Origin of the sequence: Paenibacillus chungangensis (genome assembly GCF_042675905.1) — a bacterium.
Classification (GTDB): domain Bacteria; phylum Bacillota; class Bacilli; order Paenibacillales; family Paenibacillaceae; genus Pristimantibacillus; species Pristimantibacillus chungangensis.
Genome location: NZ_JBHTJZ010000024.1, coordinates 222,819 through 243,871, shown reverse-complemented (window position 1 = coordinate 243,871; position 21,053 = coordinate 222,819). Strand labels below are relative to the sequence as shown.

The window sequence follows — 21,053 nt, the reverse complement described above, 5'->3', positions numbered from 1 at the left end:
ATCGTATCCACTACTCTATTCGCTTCGATCTGTATGCTAATCTATTTGAGCCTCCTTGCCGGCATTAATGAAAATAAGCCACTACTAGTCATTCCTAGGTATATAGAATTACTATATCAGATATTGTCGATTTCTTTAGAAATGTAAAGAAAACTTTAAACTTATGATTTACACATTTGGGGATACCAGATGAATGTTGAGGGATATACGAAGTATTGAAGAAGTGCAAAGGCAAATGAATCGTACATCGCCAACAGGCTTGAAGCTGCGGGGGGAGTTATTTTGAATGAACGCGACAGGTCAATGCAGAGAATCCGAACAAGGAGCTAATTTGCTTAATGCCTTCGAATCCGTTGTATTAGGCAATTGCGGTAAGCCGTCCACTGCCATATAGCCAGAGTTACGATTTGGTTTGCGCGGCACGTCCCGGCTCACGTAGCACTTGTAGCGTCGTTTCATCAGCGCTGAGCGTATTTAGCTTTAAGAGTTCCTCATGCATATACTCATATAACGGAGCTAGCCAACGTTCACTTCCTGCGATCATCCAAATTGCCATCGTTTGTCGGAACAGCTTTACGCCAAGACGTTGGAATTGTTTCTCTTGACGATAAAGCGGTAAGCTGTCCACATATTTCTGGCTCATGACATAGGCCATCATGGATGGGCTTACCAGGCTGCCTGGCACGACAGGAGCAGGCATTGGCGCTGTTTGAATAGGCGTGTGAATCTCCTGTTTCTCACAATGGCGACAAGCTTAGACATAAGGTACATACTGAAGCACTTTGACTACAGCCGGAATGTCTTAGTTGCAGCCCTGATGATGATTTACGCAATGTTTAACAAAAAAAGGCTTCTCAACAAGTTCGAATTTTGAACTCGTGAGAAGCCTATTTTTATTCGATGTGGTCAGAATATGGTCAAACGGCATTTCGCATTTCCTAGAACAGAAAACCGTTGATGTTACAGGCTTTTCAGCCTGATTACCGCACTGGACGCATTCTGTCCAGTCGGCGATGAAATCTACCGCTTAAGCGCGGTCGCTCATCATCGAATTACTTCGATAATGATTTCATCACATCATGCCGCCCATGAGACAAAAGCTTTTTTATGTGTTTTTTGAGTCTTTTGGTGGGGTATTTGTCCGATTTTCTTGAAGATTTGGTTCGATAACTCCGTGTGAATACAATGCATACGTAGAGTTCGTGGACAAAACGTGGGCAAGTTGTGGCCACTACCATCAATCTCAATCATACAAGAAGGGCACACGATAATGGCTCGTTCTGTGCGCCGCGATCATATCCATTCATTCCATTATCGGGTATAATTGTTTATAAGTAGAGATAGCGGAAGCGAACCGATTTTGCAACATATTTTGATAAGGGAGTGATTCTCCATGTCAATGGTACGCAAACTCCATCCTCATATAGCAAAAGACTTAAGAGAGTTTTTATCTGAAAACAATATTTCCACCAAGAAGCTTGTCATAGACCTTGAAGCAGAAACCATCGAGGACTTTGATGATTACTCAGTCGATGACATTTTAAGTGTGGCTGGAATTCTGAAGCCGGGGGAAGCACAAGAATTATTAGACCATATTCAGGAGTCACGGGAGAGCTGGGGAAAGCGACTCGCAACCACTCCGGATATTTATTCGATTCGAACATCGTCATCTCCATTCTGGACAACGAAGATGCCACCATTAACTTAGTACGACAAGCCCAAGAAGAAAAACGGCGAATATACTTTTCGACGATTACGGAATTTTGTTGTCCGTATGAGAATCATCCCTCATGCAGAGACGACAATTGTCCCTAAATGAACTTCAACTGTTTCAACAACCGTTCAATCAACGCAGCCGCTTCAGCTCGGGTTGTATGCGCTTGTGGTGCGAATTCATTCTCGCTTCGTCCGTTGATTAACCCGTCTTGAACAAGATTTGCGATCGATGGCTTCGACCAGTTCGCCATATCGGTCTGATCGGCAAAACGGGTTAATACTTCGCTCACATGAACTTGATCTCGCTTCGTATTCGTGTCGGCTAATCGCTTCGCCCGGTCGATGATGACTGCAATTTCTTCTCGACTAATCGACTGATTCGGTTGGAATGACCCGTCTTCATAACCATTTATCAGATTAGCTTCCACCGCTGCAGCGACCGCTGGAGCATACCATGTGTCTGCTGAGATATCGCTGAAAGGGCTCGTTGTCTGTGCTCCATTCGGTGCGATCGCAAGTCCGAGGGAACGAACGAGTAACGCTGCAAACTCTGCTCGAGTAATCTCATTATTCGGTGCAAATTGATTCTCTGCCACGCCATTAACGATAAGCTTGGAAGCCAGCAACTCCACTTCCCTTTTCGCCCAATGACCTAGTAAATCTTCAAACGTCTTGTTCTGAACTTCTACGACCGCATACATACTGTTGTGCGGTACATTCATCACCATTTCCTGAGTCCCGTCCGAGCGAACATTCGGTTGAGAAGGTACGAAATGGAATTTTTTTGTTGTCACCTCATACAAAACACCCATTAAATTTTGGTTCGCTTGATCTGCGTTCGGCACGATCGACCTCGCCATATACGTTCCGCCGAAGTCGGTGATTGCCTTCGTTTGCCCATTCGCTTCAACTGTCACTTTGAAGTCAATGATGCCGCTCGCCAAATGAAGCCCTTGGAGGTCAGCCGCTTGCCGAATCTCTGCTTCGGCTTTTTCGTTTACTCGTTCAATCGTAACGTTGACCTTCAGCTCTTTCAGATCCACGCCAAGTTCCAACGCCATTCTCTCCAGCTCCAACGCTAGAATCGCTAACTGATAGCTTGAGCCGTTCAACTGTACTTCGATGATCATATTCGGTGCGAACTTCGCCGCCGATACTATGGATGAAGCCGGAAGCTGGACCCCGACCGCTCGTTCGGTATCGTTAATATTAATCGTTAAGTGATATTTACGATCTTTCTGCAATACATCCAACGCTTGATCGAATGTCGCTGCATCAAGTGTCACTTGCTCTACTACAGTGCCGTCTGGCCGGGTCACTTTCTTGGCAACGGTCGTATCAATCAAGGTCGTGCCGTCTAATAAACGCACTTCATTTCCCTTTAAACTTCCTTGATTATCTGTGTTTTTCTTATGTCCGCTGCCCGTACTCGGTACATATAACCGGAAGCGGTTGGACACCGCAGACACGGCAGGAATCGGATTCCTTGCGTTATCCTGCGCTCGGATGTGCAGATACCAATCCCCGCTCACACCACTTTGTGTTAATATGTCTCCGTTCGTAAAGGAAGTCCATGTCGTCCCGCCTCCCGGTGAGCTTGTACTCTGTGTCCATGCATATTGCAGAGAGTTCGAATCCATACCGCTGCCCCCTGTGTCAATCACGTATACGGAGGAGGTTACCGTCGTTTGGGCGGGTGAGTTGCCGTTCGTACCAAAGCTGACGCTTGGCGCCGTTTGGTCAATCCGAATCGTTCTGGAAGCCGTTACCTCGTTATTCGCACTGTCAGTCGCCTTCGCATCTAACGTATATGTGCCTTCGCTGTTAAAGAGCAGCGATGACGTGTACGCCTGCCACGTTGTTCCCCCATCCAAGGAGTAGGTTGTCGATGTGATGTTCACGCCAGAGGTGCTTTGACTCGCATAGACGCTCGCCGTCACACTCTCCTTGGTCCATTCCCCGCTCGTATACGCCGATGCATCTGCCGTAAAAGCAAGGGGAATATCCAACGTCAAGCCGCTTCTGGAGATGTTGATGACTTTCGTTACCGCTGTGCTTGTATTTCCAAGCTTGTCCGTTGCTCTCACTGTGAAGGAATGGGAATCCTCATCCGCGAACGTTACCGGAGTCGTATAGACGGTCCAGCTAGTCCCATGATCTAACGAATATTCAATCGTATCCGTATCGACACCGCTTCCCGTGTCAGCCGCATATACACTTGCGGTTACCGTTTGATTCGTCCAGCTGCCGCTCGAATAAGCGGTATGGTCGGGATATTGCAGTGTCACGGTCACTACTGGTGGTGTGTGGTCCACATCAGATTCAATCGCATACAGACGGACCACTCCATTCGATGCCTTCACCGCCAGTTCGTCACCGGCTGCAAGGGTCGCAGCTGCCGCTTTTGCCGCTGCACTGTCAAAGTCGCTTGCATTCGTAATCGCTGTTCCAGCAGAGACAACCTTCCAGGCTGCATTCGGATGCTTATTCAAACGGGACAGCAGCTCCCCAATCTCTGTCCAACCTGCGAACAGATGGCTGGCATTGGCACGGACCTCGTTCGCCGCTTGATCGACGGTATAATGACTGTCTACCGCTGAAACCTGAGCATTCCGCGTAACCTGTACATCCTGCACGCTCAATAACGGACCGGCTTCCAAATCCTCCATATTTCCATCAGTGATGTCATACGAAAAAGTCATCGTCTGATCGAATAGTAAGGTACGGTCCATTTGCAGAGTAATCTTCGATGTGCCTGAACCGCCTAGATAACTTAAACCCACCGCCGTATTGCCCCCTGGCAGTTCACTGTCAAACACCATACTGCTCGCACCGCCTGCATCCGTCAGCTGTACCGCTTCATCAAACTCAAGCACCAGCCTATCCGCCGCATTCGCTTCCACATAAGCATGCTCGAGCTTCGGCCCAATCATTCCCTCCTGATCGACTTCCCAGACGCCGCGCAGCGTAGGATATACGTTGCCAGGAAGCAGCTCCCAGACCGTTGCAAAATCCCAACCTGCATAGGTGCTGACCTGATTCATGGAAGCGGTATCTATCCCGCTTACAAATCCAACGCCATACGATCCACCGGCACTCATCTGTCCGCTCGTTTCTGTATTCCAGAAGCTCTTCCCGGCATACTCACCACTTGCCCAAGGCGCTTCCAAACCAATCAGACCTCCAACAGCCGTGCCTGTCACCCTACCCGTGCTAAATGAATTTTCCAAGCCCCCGTTGTTCAGTCCCAAAAGCCCGCCAACATAGTTCGTTCCCGTCACGCTTCCCGTACTGTAGCTGAATGCAACTTTCGACACCGGACTAGTATTCGAAGTGGTATATCCAACAAGTCCGCCAACATAGTCATTTCCCTCTACATTCACTTGGCTAAAGCTATATTGGATAAAAGCTCCATTCGTGGCGCTCCCCACTAATCCGCCAACCCTGTTGTTTCCCTGAACTTCCCCGCTGCAAAATGTATGGCTAACGCTCGTAACGCTGAGAAATCCCGCTAAACAACCAACGGACTCACGTCCAACGATATGTACATCCCGCAGCCCAATATTAATCAGTTCGCCTCCAGTTGCACCGAATAACCCCACATTATTATCGGTAGGCCGATTGATCATGAACCCGGAAATCACATGACCGTCCCCATTGAAGCCACCATTAAAAAAACTATTGGAAGCATTCGTGCCTATAGGTAGCCAGCCGGCATCGCCCCAGCTCGCATAACCGTCTCCTCCCGGAGACAGATAGGGTCCCAAATCAATATCATTCACCATAATAAAATGCTTGTCGCTGTGAGCACTGCCCAAATAATTGCGCAGCAAATTCAGCTGCTCCGCCGTCGCAATTTGCCACGGATTGCCCGCCGTCCCATCTCCTCCGGCAAACGTAGCCGCCTCCGCTTTCTGCATCGGCATCCAAGTCACCAGCATAAGCATGCAAAGTATGCTTAGGATAATCCTCCGAATGTTTTTTCTGTAACGCACCTTCATGTCTAGCATCCACCTAACCTCTCCGTAGCAATGATTTCCCGCGAAACAAAACCCATTTTAATATGCGCTAAGCATACCATCTAACGGACGCCAACTCCCTTAAAGAAACCTTAAAGAATGCATGATCGCTTTCTATCTGGTGGAATTGGTAGGTTATAATAGGGATAGACCTAAACAGGGGCGGGAGAGTAGACATGAGTCAACCAAACATTTTGATCGTAGATAATGAAAAAGAGATCAGACAACTACTTAAGGTGAGTCTGCATACATCCGGCATGCAAACGTATGAAGCCGAATCCGGAAGGGAAGCCGTATCTATTCTCCAGCAAAACAGGATACATTTAGTGATTCTTGATTTAATGATGGAGGATATGAATGGCTGGGAAGTCCTTCAATACTTGAAATCACACCATTTGAAGATGCCAGTCATTGTCTTGAGTGCGCGGCAACTGGATACGGACAAAATCGAAGTACTCGGAATGGGAGCCGATGATTATGTCACCAAACCATTCAGCACAGGTGAATTGATTGCCCGGGTTCAAGCTAATCTTCGCCGGTGGAATCCCTCCTTGCTGGAAAATAAATTAAGTGTGGGAGAGCTGACCTATGACCCAACGATCCAGCAGCTGCACAAATCGTCGGGAACGATTTCACTTTCTCCGCTGGAAGGCCAACTGTTAGAGCTATTCATGAGCCAGCCCGGGTATGTATTTACGAAGGAAGACATTTTTCGAAGCATATGGAAACTTGATCAATTCGATGTGAATCCGGTCAATGTGTACATTAATTTTTTGCGCAAGAAAATTGAGGATGATCCCGCCAATCCTCGCTACATTCAGACGATACGCGGGATCGGCTATCGCTTCCAGGAGGTTGACACATGAAGCTGTCATTAAAATTATGGATATACTTTACGATCAGCAGTATCGTTGCAGTGGTGTTATTCGTCAGCAGTGCTATAGTCATCGGAAAGATGTACAATCATGGATACACCCATCAAACATTAACGATCCTGGCAGATGAAGTGATCAACGAAGTCGGACATTCCAACGTCACCTCTTCTTCTCTCAATAAAATCATCCGTAACTATGAAGCCGAACATCGCTCTGTTGAATTTGAATGGTTCTCTGCTGGCGGTAACATTTTGTACTCCACGGAACGTAGAACAATGCCATACACCTTTTCTGAGTACAGCAACCTTTTTGTCAATCAACCTTACAGCTTATGGACAGCAGGTCAGCCCGTCCATATGATTTTTCCGGCCGATATTGCGGGAGAACACTACTTTTTGCATCTGCACCTCCCCAGTGACGCGATGAAAGCCACACAACTGCAATTTTTTGTGCAGAAAAACGCTGATTTCGTCACGCTGATCCTACCATTACTTTTCTTTTTCATTACACCTTATCTTTTTACTTATTTCTTCTTCACGAAATTGCGGAAGCGATTGCAAAAATTAAACGAAGGATTGTCTGAAACCAATCTCGATCAACAAAAAATCATCCGCGATCCATCCGAGGATGAAATCGGTCAACTAACACGCCGGTTCAACAAAATGTCCGAGCGAATCCGTGACCACGTCAACCAAATACAAGAGTTTGAAAACAAGCGAAAAATGTTAATTGCGAATATATCACACGACCTGAGAACACCGATGACGATGATTCAAGGTTATGCAGAACTCCTCGACAACAATCTTTATCAGGACGAAGAGGAGAAAAAACAATATACTGAGATTATTTTGCGCCGATCCAAATATATGGACCAGCTTCTACAGAAATTATTTGAAATTTCCAAGCTGGATACACAAGAAGATCGATTTCATATGGTGACGGTCAACGTATCCGAACAATTAAGGCGGATTGCGGCAGATTATGTCCATGTCTTGGAGTCACAAGGGATCGACTTCGATATCCACATTCCCGAGTATCCGATCTATATGAAAATGGACTTGCCAATGTTTGAACGAGCCGTTCGCAACCTCATAGACAATGCCATTCAATACGGCAATTCTGGGAAGTACTTGGGAATCATGTTGGAGCAAAAAAACGATGCTTGTCAAATCAACTTCACCGATCACGGACCCGGTATTCCTGAAGAACTGGGTTCCCGTGTTTTTGAACGATTTTTCCGGGGGTCCAGCGGAAGGGAAGGAGAAGGGATCGGCATCGGATTATCCATTGTCAAAGAAATCGCCGACGCTCATAAAGGAACAATCCAAGTGATCAGCACACCAAATGAACAAACCACCTTCACTCTTACCCTGCCTGCGACGTAAAACTTGAAGCAGGTTTATCTGCCATTACAAAGAGAATGAAAAAAGAGGCTTTCCACAAGTTTGCTCAACTCATGGAAAACCTCTAATTCTTCACCGCCAATTGTTACCCCAATGTTACCCTTGGCGGTATATGTTCAACAAAACCGTTGGTATTGCTGGGCTGTAGGCATTAACCTACATCATGCCGCCCATGCCGCCCATTCCACCCATGCCGCCCATATCAGGAGCAGCCGGTGCGTTCTTCTCAGGCTTGTCGGCAACGACAGCTTCTGTCGTCAGGAACATAGCCGCTACGGAAGCAGCGTTTTGCAGCGCGGAACGAGTTACCTTCGCAGGGTCAACGATACCCGCTTCGAACATGTTCACCCATTCGCCAGTAGCCGCATTGTAGCCGATGCCGATTTGCTCGCCTTTCAGACGCTCAACGATAACAGAGCCCTCTTGGCCTGCATTCGCAGCAATCGTACGGATTGGCTCTTCCAGCGCGCGAAGTACGATGTTCACGCCAGTCGCTTCGTCTCCTTGCGCTTCAACCGCTTGAACGGCCTTGTATACGTTAACCAGTGCAGTACCGCCACCGGATACGATGCCTTCTTCTACAGCCGCGCGAGTGGAGTTCAGAGCGTCCTCGATGCGAAGCTTGCGCTCTTTCAGCTCAGTCTCAGTAGCTGCGCCGACTTTGATGACCGCTACGCCGCCAGCCAGTTTAGCCAGACGCTCTTGCAGCTTCTCACGGTCGAACTCGGAAGTTGTTTCTTCCAGTTGCGCACGGATCTGGTTCACGCGTGCTTGGATGTCAGCGGAATCGCCGGAACCGTCCACGATAATTGTGTTTTCTTTCGTAATGCGCACTTGACGAGCGGAACCAAGCTGTGTCACGTCAGTGGATTTCAGGTCGAGACCAAGCTCTTCTGTAATCACTTGACCGCCAGTCAGAGCCGCGATGTCTTGCAGCATTGCTTTGCGACGGTCGCCGAAGCCAGGAGCTTTAACCGCTACGCAAGTGAATGTGCCGCGCAGCTTGTTCACGACGAGTGTTGCTTGCGCTTCGCCTTCTACATCCTCGGCGATGATCAGAAGCTGCTTGCCGGATTGTACGACTTTCTCCAGCACAGGCAGTACTTCTTGAATGTTGGAGATCTTCTTATCTGTGATCAAGATATAAGGGTTGTCAAGCACCGCTTCCATCTTGTCTGTATCTGTAATCATGTATGGGGAGATATAGCCGCGGTCGAACTGCATGCCTTCAACCACTTCCAGCTCGGTAATGAAGCCTTTGGACTCCTCCACCGTAATAACGCCGTCATTGCCTACTTTCTCCATTGCTTCTGCGATTTGCTCGCCTACTTCCTCATCAGCGGAAGAGATAGCGGCAACTTGAGCGATAGATTGCTTGCCTTCGATCGGCTTGGAGATGCTTTTCAGCTCTTCTACAGCTGCTTTTACCGCTTTTTCGATGCCCTTGCGGATCACCATCGGGTTAGCGCCAGCCGTTACATTTTTCAGACCTTCGCGGATCATCGCTTGAGCCAGAACGGTAGCCGTAGTCGTACCGTCGCCAGCTACGTCGTTTGTTTTTGTTGCTACTTCTTTCACCAGCTGCGCACCCATGTTCTCGAATGCGTCATCCAGCTCGATTTCCTTCGCGATGGACACGCCGTCATTCGTGATGAGCGGGCTGCCGAACTTCTTCTCCAGTACGACATTACGTCCCTTCGGTCCAAGCGTTACCTTTACCGCATCTGCAAGAGCGTCCACACCGCGCAGCATTGCGCGACGAGCGTCTTCACTGAACTTGATATCTTTCGCCATGTGTATATACCTCCCAAGATTTTGTTATTAAGTATTTGTAAGCAATTTCCTATTCAAAAATTGCGTGAATGTCGCTTTCCTTCATGATCAAATATTCTTTGCCGTCATACTTGATCTCTGTGCCTGCATATTTGGAGAACAGAACGCGATCGCCTACTTTTACTTCCAGCGCTACACGCTCGCCATCTTTAAGCGCTCCGCTGCCAACGGCTACAATCTTGCCTTCTTGCGGCTTTTCCTTTGCCGTATCCGGCAGCACGATGCCGCTTGCAGTCGTTTCCTCTTTGGCCATTGGTTCGACCAATACGCGTTCACCCAGGGGTTTAATCATTGAAAAAAGCCTCCTTCGAAATATTGTAGCTTAATGTGTTTGTTAGCACTCGTAACCTCTTAGTGCTAACAACCATTTTTATCATACTCATTTTTGGCCTTCTTTGCAAGTATCTCTTCACATTTTTTCAGCACTTTAACATCGGTAGCGGAAGGAAGAAATCCCTCCACCAAATGACAAACTTCGTTGTTCGTTCTCGGACGTTTCGTTCGACTCTCTTTTACGGTTACCAACACGCTTATTACGTCTCATATCCCACTTTTCTCTACGATAACGGTCACCACGAAGCCTAATTCAGGCAGTAACACCTGATATCTCACGTTCCAGACTCCATAAGCGCCAACGCAACCGTTAGCCAGCATATTCGCCCATTTCGAGCCCCTTAAGCTCTATAGCGACCGCCACATCCACTTCTGCACGACTTTCCATACCTGCTTTGCTATCCGGTGTACGGCTCACATGCACCTTTTCAACGCTCCTGTATACAATTCTACACTCAGACGGATTACACACACCTTTTCAGCGTTCAGAGTAGAATTTTGCCGTCCAAAAAAACCGAAGCAAGAGACTGCTTGCTTCGGTTCCCTCTTCTTATCCTTTCCACGCGCTGTCAATCGGGATAGGTGAGCCGCCCCATGCCAGTCGCGACGTCCATTCCCGGTCAGCCCCGCTCCAGAACGGATGCTCGGGCGGAAGGCCCAGTGGCAGGAACACCGCTGCACACAAGTATAAACTGCCCGTGGAGATGTAAGCTTCGCCCAGTCCAGGCTGATGGCCGCTAAGCCCGATTCTCAGCCAGCCTTCAGTCGTGAAAGTGCCCTGGGCTTCCAACGTCCGCCGAATGACGGCCGCCAGCGCGCAGCGAACCGCTGCCGGCTCCAGCCCTTCCGGGAGCATGTCCAGCAGAGCGATCTGCGCCAAGCTCTGGAAAGCCCCGCTGCGATAAGCCAGTGAGCGGCCGATCGGAGGGAAGCTTCCATCCGGCGCAATAAAACGTTCCTGCACAGCCGCATACCGAATGGCATGCTTCATGACGCCTTCTCGCATACTGCTCCAATCGCCGTATTCGTTACCAACTGTGCGAAGCACGTCCACCAGCATCGGGATAATGACAAAGCTGTTGTAATAATCCCAATGGAACTCCGGCCCGTCGCCGTATGCGCCGTCACCGGCATACCATCCGGCATGCTGCTTGAGCGCGTAATCGATGCGCATCGGGTCCCAATCGCTCTCCCCCGCCATATGTAACGCCGCTTCAATCGTTGCCCCGAAGAGAAGCCAATTGTTGTAATGAGGCTTACGTGTTCTTGTCGCCCTTAAGGCGGAGACAACGTTGCTCCGGACGCGGTCATCCAGCTTCACCCATAGCTCATTCGGCGCGCGCAACAACGCTTGAGCCAGAAATGCCGCATCTACGATGGGCTGATAACCTTCGGAGAAATTCATATAATCTACGGAATTGGGATCAGTAGCGGCATCAATTGCTCCGCGCGCCAGCTCCGCATACTTCCTCCGAAGCTCCTCCTCATCGGCAGGGACCCGATCGTTGTCAAGCCATGGCGCAATGCCGCAGAGCAGACGTCCAAGCGCTTCCAGATGCGTGTACAGCGCCCGATCTTCTTGGCACCCTTCAACGCATTCGACAGGCATTCTCGCCTTCAGCATCCGTTCGTTCAATGCTTGAAGCACGGGCTTTGCCACCGCTTGCAACTGACACAGCCAATAGCTTCTTCCACTTTCACTACCTACGGTCCCCTTACTCTCCAACATCCAAGTCCAGCTCCCCTCAGTTGTCCTCATCCATGTCCAAGCGCATCTCTTCGGAAGCAATCATGCATGCCTCATACCCCAGGCTCGGCTTCCCCTTCAGCCCACTGGGCGTCCTTCTCTAACTGCTTACGGTAAATGAATCCGGACATCAATACGCTCAACTCATACAATAAAATGAGAGGTACTATGACCAGAATGTCGGAGACGAGATCAGGCGGAGTAATCATCACACCTACAGCCGCCATAATAAAATAAGCCAGCCGACGCATCTTGCGCAGACGCAACGGATTCACAATGCGCAGAGCAGTTAAAAACATAATAATGAGCGGAATTTCGAACAATAGTGAAATCGGAATCAATATGCTGAACATAAAGGTGAAGTACTGCACAATACCGTACGTTTCCTCCAAATTCAAATGACTCGCTATCGTTCTTGTAAAGCCAAAGGCAAGCGGAAACACGACAAAATACGCAAACGAAAGTCCTGCCAAAAACATAATAAGTGCGAACGGCACGTACTTCAGCGTCGAGCGCTGCTCATGCTCCTGCAGCCCCGGCTTGACGAACGCCCACAATTGATACACCGTAAATGGCAACGTAATAATCAGGGCAATGACAAAGGCAATCTTCATGTACATGCCGATACCATCCCATAGTGAAAATGCATTTAGTGATATCGTATCCGCAGGTTCCTGGCTCATGAGCCAATTGTATAGCGGCTTGGCCACCGTAAGTCCCAGAATGAGCCCGATCGTAAGAACAATCACGATGTAAATGACCCTCTTGCGTAATTCTCCTAGATGTTCCAGCAGGGGCATTAGCTGCTCTTCCTGCTTTCCCTTGTCATGATCGGTCCGATCTGCCTCGGTGTCTCTTTTCATCATCTCGCTGAACGCCCCCTAACTGCAAGAAAAAAGCGGACCCCATTAATCCGGCAGCCGCTTGTTTCCCATGTCGCTATTTTCTGACCGCGTAACTTCAATTCGCTTATCGCTTTCCTTGCGATCGGTCTCGTCCATAATCTCCCTTGCTCCGGACTTGAATTCACGCAGCGTCCGTCCCACAGCTCGTCCAAGCTCCGGAAGCTTACTAGGGCCGAACAAAAGTAAAGCCACCAATACGAGCAAAATCATACCTGTAACGCCAATGCCTCCCATTACATTCCCTCCTTGTCATTCAGTTATTATTACCAACCAAGCAAAGCGCCGTATCCCACAATGTCTTCATCCGCGGCCTTGATCGCTCCTGAATTGCGATCATCCAATCCACGGACATGCTGCCAGTTACGATTATTATATCACAATCTTTCTGCAATAAATATTGTATTCTATTGACTTTTTCCATCCGCAAGCGCCCTAATCGCTATCTATACTCACGAATATGCTCTCCAAGCCGTCCCGACAGAATGGCAAGCGCATGAGGCAACTGGTCGATAATGGCAAGCAGATTCTCACTCACGCCCTTCGGAGTGCCCGGCAGGTTTACAATTAGCGAGCTGTCTCTAATGCCGCATATGCCGCGGGACAACATGGCCTGTCTGCTCTTCTTCATAGCCCCCATTCGCATCGCTTCCGACAAGCCCGGCACTTCGCGATCGATCACCTTCTTCGTCGCTTCTGGGGTTATGTCGCGCGGCGCTAGCCCCGTTCCTCCTGTCGTCAACACAAGATCCGCCTGATAATATTCCGTCATCTCGATGAGGGCGGCCATAATTTCATCCTGCTCATCCGGTACAATACGATAATCCACGATAACGCCGCCCAGCTCTTCCTCCACCAGCTCGCGTATGACTTGTGCGCTAGTATCCTCCCTCTCCCCTCGCGAACCTTTGTCACTGGCTGTCAATATTGCCACTTTCCACTGCATGTCCCTTTCCTCCCATCCCAGCAGTTCTTGTATAATCGCCGCTCTTGCCGCCAGAACTTGGAGAGCAGCTCCCATTACGCTTCAATTGAAGTCCGTACCCCCGTCTCGGTAGCTATTCCGCCTAGACGGAGATCGTGCGCTTCCGTTGGCACCTTCTCCATAATCTGAGATTCGTAGCCCACTCCAATCCAGCTCACTGGCTTGCTCTTCCAGTCATTGCTTGCCGCTGCCGCATAACGGTCGTAATAGCCACCGCCATAGCCGATTCTCCCTCCATGATAATCGAATCCAAGACCCGGTACGATGACCAGATCGGGCAAGACGGCTTCAGACAGCGTCTCCATCGTCTCCGGATCGGGCTCTTTAATGCCATAAGCGCCATCAACCAGATTATCCCAGTCTCGCAGTCTATAAAACGTCATGGAGCGATCTTGTCTCCTGCACCGTGGAACCCATACTTCAACATCGGAGCTCCAGCACCACTCTACAAAAGGCGATATGTTCAGCTCGCTTCTGAACGGTACATACGCCAAAATCCGATTGAACCCGCATTCCTGAACGTAATTGACCAAATGCTGTGAGCAGCGCTCAGACCATACAACGCGCAGTTCTTCATTCAGAGCGTCTCTTTCCGCAGCGAGTCTGGCCCGCAAGACGGACTTATCTATTTCACTTTCCAATCCCATCATCCGTTCTAAATTCCATCATACCTAAAGTTACTAGTAGTGTACCACTGTCAGGCAACTTTCGCCAATGATAACCGATGTTATGGTAAACTATGAATAGGAAGCAAGCTTTCCATGAATAGTGCTTGCCGCCTATGTTACAATGAAATACGTTTATCGCATATATTCGCGCTGAATCATCATTTCCCTGCTAATGACAGGCGAATTTGAACCGTAGAGTACGCTCTCATAGCTATTATACATTGGAGGTAATCACGATCATGCTACTGCAAGTATCGAACTTGTCCAAGAGCTACGGTGTCAATGCCGTACTTCATCATATAACATTCCAGGTTCAACACAAGGAAAAGATTGGTATTGTAGGTGTGAACGGGGCAGGGAAATCTACCCTTCTTAAAATCATTGCGGGCGAGATGTCGGCGGACTCCGGCGACATTCACAAGTCCAAAGAAACAACGCTCGGCTATTTGGCACAAAACAGCGGGCTGCAATCCGAACGCACGATTATTGAGGAGATGCGGACCGTATTCGCTCATCTTATTGAAGCGGAGAATGAGCTCCGCGAGCTGGAGGTACGAATAGCCGATCCTTCGCTTCATGAGAATGAGAAACTCTACGCCGACACGATGGAACGATATGCCAAGCGATCCGACTGGTTCCGCGAACAGGGCGGATTCGAAATCAATACGCGCATTAACAGCGTGCTGCACGGCATGGGCTTCGGGAGCTTCGATCACAATACTCCCATCTCCACACTTAGCGGCGGACAGAAGACGAGGCTCGCACTCGCTCGCATTCTGCTGCAGGCACCCGATCTGCTCATGCTTGACGAGCCGACCAACCATCTGGATATTGAGACGCTGACTTGGCTGGAGTCTTACTTGAGAAGCTACTCTGGCGCAATTCTGGTCGTCTCTCATGACCGTTACTTCCTGGATGCCTTAACGGGAACGACGATCGAGATCGAACGGCACGCCGCAAGACGATATAGCGGCAATTACAGCCGATACCTGGAGCTGAAGGCCGCTCAATATGAGACGGATCTGAAGCATTATGAGAAGCAGCAGGAGGAGATCGCCCGCATGGAGCAGTTCATTCAGCGCAATATCGTTCGCGCTTCGACCACCAAGCGGGCACAGAGCAGACGCAAGGCGCTGGAGAAGATGGATCGTGTCGAGAAGCCGCTAGGCGAATTGAAGAAAGCTCACTTCTCATTCGAGGTCGAACGGATGACCGGCAAGGATGTGCTTACGGTTAGCGATCTGTCCATTACCTTCCCCGGTCGGAACACACCGCTATTGGACAACGTATCCTTCCAGCTATCGCGCGGCGAGACCGTTGCGCTTATCGGACCGAACGGCATCGGGAAATCCACATTGTTAAAAGCGTTGACAGGCGCGATGGAACCTTCCGGCGGAACGATTGCCTTCGGCTCGCATGTGAAGATCGGTTATTACGATCAGGAGCATGCCCGGCTGAACTCGAATAACACCGTCCTTGAGGAAGTATGGAGCGCTTATCCACACTTGGAAGAAGTGAAAATTCGGACTGTACTCGGCAATTTCCTATTCAGTGGCGAAGATGTATTAAAGCGGATATCAGCGCTAAGCGGTGGAGAGAAAGCACGCGTCTCTCTCTCCAAGCTAATGCTGGCCAAAGCCAACGTCCTCATCTTGGACGAGCCGACGAACCATCTGGACCTGTTCAGCAAAGAAATGCTGGAGGCGGCTCTAATCGACTATGAAGGCACCTTGCTATTCATCTCACACGACCGCTACTTCCTGAACAAGATGGCGGAGCGTATTGTCGAATTAAGTCCTGAAGGGATACAGCATTTCCTGGGAAATTATGACGATATGTTAGAGAAAAAGCGAGATATGGAGGCGGACAAGGAGCTGTCGCAAATATCGACAGCTCCAGCGAAGCTTAAGCAAGAGGCCGAGACGGCTGCTGCTGCAATTGCCGGAACTTACGAGGCCAACAAGCAAGCCAAGCAAGCGGAACGCAGCAGACAGCGAAAATTAGAGAAGCTGGAGAACGACATAGCGCGGCTGGAAGAGCAAATTGCCGAGCTGGAGCAGCAGCTCACAGAGCCTGAAGTGTTCAACGACTACGTTCGTATCGGCGAAATTCAGGCCAACATTGACGAGAGGAAAAAGGCTCTTGAAGAAGCGTACGAGCAATGGGAGCAGCATATGGAGTGATTTCATCACTTGATGGAGCGGTCGGTAACGTTACATAGCGACTCAGCCGACGCTGCATCCAGATGACCTTATAAGCAGCTCATAAGCTGCTTATAAGACCAAGCCGCTTCGCTTCTCTTATCGCTTCCGAGCGAGAACGAACGTTCAGCTTCTCGAATATGCGAGATAGCTGATACTCTACATTGCGCTGACTGACGTGCATGGAAGCCGCGAGCTCCTTATTGCTTATGCCTGCCGCCACCTCATGCAATATCGTCAGCTCTTTCTCATTAATGGACACGTCCTGGATCGACAGTTCCGAACGCGAGATCGCCACTTCATTTCTACGTAGCTGTTTCAACAGGGAGATTGGAATGATAGCCTCTCCCCGGAGTGCGCAGCGCAGCGATTGATGAAGCTGCTCCCTGGATGCCGTCTTGGATATAAACCCCGATACGCCCGACTCTACCAGCAGATTGAAGTGCGATCCGATCTCATACCCGGAATAAATAATCACCTTGCGATTGGGATCGAATTGGATTAACCGTTTGGTCAGTTCCAGACCATTAATGCCAGGCATATTCAAGTCGCATAAGATGAGGTCGTACGAGTCATTCTGTACCTTCTCCAACGCTTCCAGGGCAGATAATGCGACTGTTACTTCCATCTCGCCATCTTGTTCGATCATCGTCTTGGTCCCTTCTCCTACAGATGGATGATCGTCAACTAATAAGATACGAATCACGCGTTACCCCCCTTTCCGAACGTCCGCCTGCCGTCATCACCGGCATCAGTATCAATACCTCCAAGCCATTCCCCCGCTTGGAATGGAATGATATGTCGCCTTCAAGGCTGGCTACTCTTTCCTTGATGCCTGACAACCCCATGTGCCGGAACGATTCAGTCATATGGTTGACGTCCATGCCGATCCCGTCGTCCTGATACCGGAAGTAGATGGTGTCTTGCCGCTGCTCAAGCTCCAAAGTCACTAATCTGGCGCCTGCATGCTTGTCCGCATTGCGGAGGAGCTCCTGCACGATACGATAGATTGCGGTAATCTGCTCCTCGTCCAGCTGATCCTCCAGCGGCTTCGGATGGAACTGGACCTCGAAGTTCACTCTCATCTGGGTATGCTCGATGATGGAGTCCACCGCTTCCACAGCTCCCATTTCCTTCAATAGAGGAGGACGCAGCTCGTTGCAGGTTTCACGAATTTGATGGATCACATCCAGCAGTCCTTCCTTGATATCCTCTAGTTCGGAGCCAAGCTTGGCCGACATGGGATGATCCATCATGACGGATTCCAGCTTCCGATACCATAGAAGCTGATCCTGGAGCGCAGAGTCGTGCAGATCCGCTGCAAGCTTCCTTCTCTCATTCTCCGACAGGCAGAACAACAGACGAAGCACCCAGGGAGACGTGGAATGCTCCTTCCGCACCTCAGATTCCAGGTCTTCAATTAACCCTTCAATCAAATATAAATTCTCGAATACGATACTGGAATAATTCGCGATCGTCTTCAGCCACCTTATCTCATCGGAGTTGAAGCGCGTATGATTCGTCTTCATACCAATCCATAACAGATGATAACGTGACCTCTGTCTCCCGATAATCATGCCTAATCCGAAAGGCAGATCGATCAACTCCCCCAGCTTGAGAGAATTGACGATGCCCAGCATAAAATCCCCTGTCACTTTCTCCTCATGGTTGTCGCTCATTGGAAAGACAGCCTGCTCCTCCTGATCCACAATAAGGAAAGTGATCCGATTGACCGGCAGCAGATGGGATATCTCTTCCTTCAGCACATTCTCCAGATCGGATTGCTTCATCACTTTCGCAATATTGCGAGAGAATCGATCAAGGCTGTCCTGGTAGCTGTACATCGCTTTGAACAGCTTCGGCCGGAAGCGGTTGTCGATCTGCTCCTTCCCGTACAGGAAGAGCGTTATTCCGATATATACGATCAGGAAAATGATCAGCCACCCTGACCAAGATTGGTTCGCCGTCCATATGAAGAGGGACAGCAGCAGCGCGATGACAAGCGAAGGTATGAGCGACAGCGCTGTGTAATACTTGAAGCGCGTCAGTATGAAGTCAATGTCGAACAGTTGGTTAGATGTCGACAGATAGAAATAGACGATCGGCAGCACGAATAAAAATAGCGCTGTAAACGCAGAAGGCAACACTTGCGTCTCGCCAAGCATCTGCGGCAGCAGATTCAGCATCGCGAACGGCGTAAAGGCGATGATATGCGTAATGAGCGTAATCGTGAACAAGGACTTTAATTTCGTCTTGCGATGCTTGACGAACTTGTCAATCAACTTGAACACACATGTTAAATTGCCCAGTAGCAATATCCCGCTATGGGCACCCTTAATATACGTATAGACTTCTCTTCCCAATATATCCTGCCATATATACATCAGGCTGAAGAGGCTCACGACGCCAACCGCACCGAACAAGCAGCCAAGCAACCTATTGCTTATAAAATGAGAGTCGAACCGCCGCAAATACATATTCATAAAGCTCATATAGAACAGTGGAACGAGCGGCAATACAACATATATAATCGATAAGCCAACCGGATCCCGCAGGTTGGAGGCTGACGAGCTATAGTAACAAATGCCCACCGAGATAATAAACAATATGAGCATAATCGCGGCCGGATCGTCCTTGCGCTTCACGTACAGAAAAAGTGAAAAGGCGCAAAAAATAAAAAGGGAGGCGCCCGGAATGTATAACTGCAGCAGCAACTCCACCACAGACTGTTCACTTGACCATGCCTTAGCAAAAGTAAAAGCAAGTGTTTCATTCGTGCTTCCCCTGTATACAAGAACATGATCGGCGTTGTCAAGCGAGTTATACTTTATTAAATTGTTGAACTCGCCCGCCGGCTCTCCGTTCACTTCAAGAATCAGGTCGCCGACTTGCATCCCCTGGAATTTGGCCTGCCCCTCCGGTCCGATGGAGTGTACGATATAACCTTCAGATATATCCCTCTCGACATAAAGCCCGACGGATGGAGCCTTTATGATTACGGTCGTCAAATAGAGCGTGATGGCAAGAAATAAACCGAGGAAGAGAAATGCCGACAGGCGCTTGAAAAGTACGAAAATCATGCAAGTCTCTTCCTTTCAATCTAGTGAATTCGTAAGCTTAGTTCCAACCGTAATCGTAGCGGCTAACGCCGTTGTCCTTCTTGTTCAGTTCGCTAAGCAATGCCTTTTGTTCCTCTGCAGAAACTCCCGCAAGCTGAAGTTGCCCCCCCATAACCAAGGACATTTTCTCTTTGTTGCTTGCCAATTGTCGAATTGTTTCTTTTAACATTAGAAGTCCTCCTCTTCATACTTTTTTGCCATCTAGTACATTTCTACTATATCAGTTAATAGTTTCTCAAGGAACGCAAAAGTGATTGGTATTTACCGAAATGACTTTTGCGTGGTGGGAGCATTCGCCGAATAACCGTTTAACATAAGGGATAGCCGCTCCTGCCATGCCTTTCCTTGGGGGAAAGTGCCCACGAGCTCGAGACAGCGGTTATAATGCTTGCGTCCTATAACGGAACCATATAGAATTGCGCCGGATTGTTCGCAGGCTTGCAGGAACATCTCCTTGCGATGTGACACATCCGCCACGGTTAATTGTCCTTCGTAGTAGTCGGAGATCCACTCGAACTCATCGCTTCTCTCTTCCATCATATATAAGAGCAACAGGTTTCGTTTCCTCTGCAGAAAATCATTTTTTTCGTCCCATTTCAAAATGTCTCGGACGTCGTTTTTGATTTGCGCGGAAATTCCCAGTTCCGCTGCATATTCCGCCACCGTATCATGCCAAGGATACCCGGCTACCATGACGCCAGCCATACAGGCAAATACGAATAGCGAGGCCGACTTCATCCTGACCATATCCAGGTAAGCTTCTTCGGTATGTATTTCATTCATCAGATCCAGCATCTGACCGTTAGCCGCCTGCAGCAGTTGACTATTCATCATACGGACCAGCGCTTCGCTGTCGCTTCTGTTCGTCACACTATCCATCAACGCCTGCTGGGACAAAGTAATGATGGATGAGGCGACATGAATCGCAATTGGCTGAGGAGCCTGCATCCAAGGCTTGAAGGGGGCGTCTCCATCCTGTAGATCGTCCAGCATATCCGACGCAAGGATAAACAGCTCTACTGCGGCCGCCGCCTGGTATATGTCACCTGAAATTCCATTAAACATATGATAATGGAATAACGTCAACTCCCCAAAAATATTCCTCTCGCGGAGCTTGTCCTCGATGAACAGGATAGCATGGCGAGCCAGCGGTTCCGCTACGAACCACTGATTCACAAGATCCTTCATGCATTGACCTATGCGTTCATAGCTATTCTCCACTTGCCTTCCTCCAAAAGTTACTTTTTACCAG

Annotated in this window: 16 protein-coding genes and 1 pseudogene; 4 read left to right on the top strand and 13 right to left on the bottom strand. The window is 49.1% G+C overall.

Annotated elements, in window-relative coordinates; all coding sequences use genetic code 11:
- Positions 1–403 precede the first annotated feature (403 nt).
- A pseudogene (locus ACFQ2I_RS15995) lies at positions 404–799 on the bottom strand (transposase); the annotation flags it as partial.
- A 594-nt stretch (positions 800–1,393) separates the two neighbouring features.
- Here ACFQ2I_RS15995 and ACFQ2I_RS15990 point away from each other — a divergent pair.
- Positions 1,394–1,708, top strand: coding sequence for a hypothetical protein (locus tag ACFQ2I_RS15990; RefSeq protein WP_377565811.1), 315 nt, complete (start codon positions 1,394–1,396; stop codon positions 1,706–1,708).
- A gap of 103 nt (positions 1,709–1,811) precedes the next feature.
- Here the strand turns inward: ACFQ2I_RS15990 and ACFQ2I_RS15985 are convergent, their stop codons facing one another.
- Positions 1,812–5,717, bottom strand: a complete 3,906-nt coding sequence (locus tag ACFQ2I_RS15985; protein ID WP_377565809.1) for an S-layer homology domain-containing protein — start codon at positions 5,715–5,717, stop codon at positions 1,812–1,814.
- 194 nt (positions 5,718–5,911) lie between these two features.
- Between ACFQ2I_RS15985 and ACFQ2I_RS15980 the strand changes: the two genes are divergently transcribed.
- Together ACFQ2I_RS15980 and ACFQ2I_RS15975 are read left to right on the top strand one after the other, a co-directional pair.
- Complete coding sequence (locus ACFQ2I_RS15980; RefSeq protein ID WP_377565806.1) at positions 5,912–6,601, top strand: response regulator transcription factor; 690 nt, start codon at positions 5,912–5,914, stop codon at positions 6,599–6,601.
- Complete coding sequence (locus ACFQ2I_RS15975; protein WP_377565803.1) at positions 6,598–7,995, top strand: sensor histidine kinase; 1,398 nt, start codon at positions 6,598–6,600, stop codon at positions 7,993–7,995. The genes ACFQ2I_RS15980 and ACFQ2I_RS15975 overlap by 4 nt, the downstream gene beginning before the upstream one ends.
- Before the next feature lie 174 nt (positions 7,996–8,169).
- On the opposite strand, the gene groL is transcribed toward ACFQ2I_RS15975, so the two are convergent.
- From groL to ACFQ2I_RS15940, 7 genes are all read right to left on the bottom strand, one after another.
- The gene (gene groL / locus ACFQ2I_RS15970; protein ID WP_377565800.1) at positions 8,170–9,807 is read right to left on the bottom strand and encodes a chaperonin GroEL; all 1,638 of its coding nucleotides are present in this window, start codon (positions 9,805–9,807) and stop codon (positions 8,170–8,172) included.
- A 49-nt stretch (positions 9,808–9,856) separates the two neighbouring features.
- Positions 9,857–10,138, bottom strand: coding sequence for a co-chaperone GroES (groES, locus tag ACFQ2I_RS15965; RefSeq protein ID WP_262679743.1), 282 nt, complete (start codon positions 10,136–10,138; stop codon positions 9,857–9,859).
- 591 nt (positions 10,139–10,729) lie between these two features.
- Positions 10,730–11,908, bottom strand: coding sequence for a DUF2264 domain-containing protein (locus tag ACFQ2I_RS15960; RefSeq protein ID WP_377565797.1), 1,179 nt, complete (start codon positions 11,906–11,908; stop codon positions 10,730–10,732).
- 71 nt (positions 11,909–11,979) lie between these two features.
- Entirely contained in the window at positions 11,980–12,792 is an 813-nt protein-coding gene (gene tatC, locus ACFQ2I_RS15955) for a twin-arginine translocase subunit TatC (protein WP_377565794.1), read from the bottom strand.
- 42 nt (positions 12,793–12,834) lie between these two features.
- A complete protein-coding gene (locus ACFQ2I_RS15950; RefSeq protein ID WP_377565791.1) occupies positions 12,835–13,065 on the bottom strand; it encodes a twin-arginine translocase TatA/TatE family subunit in 231 nt (76 codons plus the stop codon).
- Positions 13,066–13,270: 205 nt separating this feature from the next.
- Positions 13,271–13,774 (bottom strand): MogA/MoaB family molybdenum cofactor biosynthesis protein, encoded by a 504-nt coding sequence (locus ACFQ2I_RS15945; protein ID WP_377565789.1) that lies wholly within the window; start codon positions 13,772–13,774, stop codon positions 13,271–13,273.
- Positions 13,775–13,848: 74 nt separating this feature from the next.
- The gene (locus ACFQ2I_RS15940; protein WP_377565787.1) at positions 13,849–14,463 is read right to left on the bottom strand and encodes a 5-formyltetrahydrofolate cyclo-ligase; all 615 of its coding nucleotides are present in this window, start codon (positions 14,461–14,463) and stop codon (positions 13,849–13,851) included.
- A gap of 257 nt (positions 14,464–14,720) precedes the next feature.
- Here ACFQ2I_RS15940 and ACFQ2I_RS15935 point away from each other — a divergent pair, with 257 nt between their 5' ends.
- Complete coding sequence (locus ACFQ2I_RS15935) at positions 14,721–16,664, top strand: ABC-F family ATP-binding cassette domain-containing protein (RefSeq protein ID WP_377565784.1); 1,944 nt, start codon at positions 14,721–14,723, stop codon at positions 16,662–16,664.
- 79 nt (positions 16,665–16,743) lie between these two features.
- Here ACFQ2I_RS15935 and ACFQ2I_RS15930 read toward each other — a convergent pair whose 3' ends face one another.
- From ACFQ2I_RS15930 to ACFQ2I_RS15915, 4 genes are all read right to left on the bottom strand, one after another.
- Entirely contained in the window at positions 16,744–17,388 is a 645-nt protein-coding gene (locus ACFQ2I_RS15930; RefSeq protein WP_377565781.1) for a response regulator transcription factor, read from the bottom strand.
- Complete coding sequence (locus ACFQ2I_RS15925) at positions 17,366–19,762, bottom strand: ATP-binding protein (RefSeq protein ID WP_377565778.1); 2,397 nt, start codon at positions 19,760–19,762, stop codon at positions 17,366–17,368. The genes ACFQ2I_RS15930 and ACFQ2I_RS15925 overlap by 23 nt, the downstream gene beginning before the upstream one ends.
- Positions 19,763–19,799: 37 nt before the next feature.
- Complete coding sequence (gene comX / locus ACFQ2I_RS15920; RefSeq protein WP_377565776.1) at positions 19,800–19,970, bottom strand: competence pheromone ComX; 171 nt, start codon at positions 19,968–19,970, stop codon at positions 19,800–19,802.
- A 92-nt stretch (positions 19,971–20,062) separates the two neighbouring features.
- The gene (locus ACFQ2I_RS15915; protein ID WP_377565774.1) at positions 20,063–21,022 is read right to left on the bottom strand and encodes a polyprenyl synthetase family protein; all 960 of its coding nucleotides are present in this window, start codon (positions 21,020–21,022) and stop codon (positions 20,063–20,065) included.
- Positions 21,023–21,053 lie beyond the last annotated feature (31 nt).

Bases quoted from the DNA above. Each gene is read 5' to 3' on its own strand.
- ACFQ2I_RS15950 (WP_377565791.1), bottom strand. From the start codon at position 13,065: ATGGGAGGCATTGGCGTTACAGGTATGATTTTGCTCGTATTGGTGGCT.
- ACFQ2I_RS15940 (WP_377565787.1), bottom strand. From the start codon at position 14,463: ATGATGGGATTGGAAAGTGAAATAGATAAGTCCGTCTTGCGGGCCAGA.
- ACFQ2I_RS15975 (WP_377565803.1), top strand. From the start codon at position 6,598: ATGAAGCTGTCATTAAAATTATGGATATACTTTACGATCAGCAGTATC.
- comX (WP_377565776.1), bottom strand. From the start codon at position 19,970: ATGTTAAAAGAAACAATTCGACAATTGGCAAGCAACAAAGAGAAAATG.
- tatC (WP_377565794.1), bottom strand. From the start codon at position 12,792: ATGATGAAAAGAGACACCGAGGCAGATCGGACCGATCATGACAAGGGA.
- ACFQ2I_RS15990 (WP_377565811.1), top strand. From the start codon at position 1,394: ATGTCAATGGTACGCAAACTCCATCCTCATATAGCAAAAGACTTAAGA.
- ACFQ2I_RS15980 (WP_377565806.1), top strand. From the start codon at position 5,912: ATGAGTCAACCAAACATTTTGATCGTAGATAATGAAAAAGAGATCAGA.
- ACFQ2I_RS15925 (WP_377565778.1), bottom strand. From the start codon at position 19,762: ATGATTTTCGTACTTTTCAAGCGCCTGTCGGCATTTCTCTTCCTCGGT.
- groL (WP_377565800.1), bottom strand. From the start codon at position 9,807: ATGGCGAAAGATATCAAGTTCAGTGAAGACGCTCGTCGCGCAATGCTG.
- ACFQ2I_RS15935 (WP_377565784.1), top strand. From the start codon at position 14,721: ATGCTACTGCAAGTATCGAACTTGTCCAAGAGCTACGGTGTCAATGCC.
- ACFQ2I_RS15985 (WP_377565809.1), bottom strand. From the start codon at position 5,717: ATGAAGGTGCGTTACAGAAAAAACATTCGGAGGATTATCCTAAGCATA.
- ACFQ2I_RS15960 (WP_377565797.1), bottom strand. From the start codon at position 11,908: ATGTTGGAGAGTAAGGGGACCGTAGGTAGTGAAAGTGGAAGAAGCTAT.
- ACFQ2I_RS15945 (WP_377565789.1), bottom strand. From the start codon at position 13,774: ATGCAGTGGAAAGTGGCAATATTGACAGCCAGTGACAAAGGTTCGCGA.
- groES (WP_262679743.1), bottom strand. From the start codon at position 10,138: ATGATTAAACCCCTGGGTGAACGCGTATTGGTCGAACCAATGGCCAAA.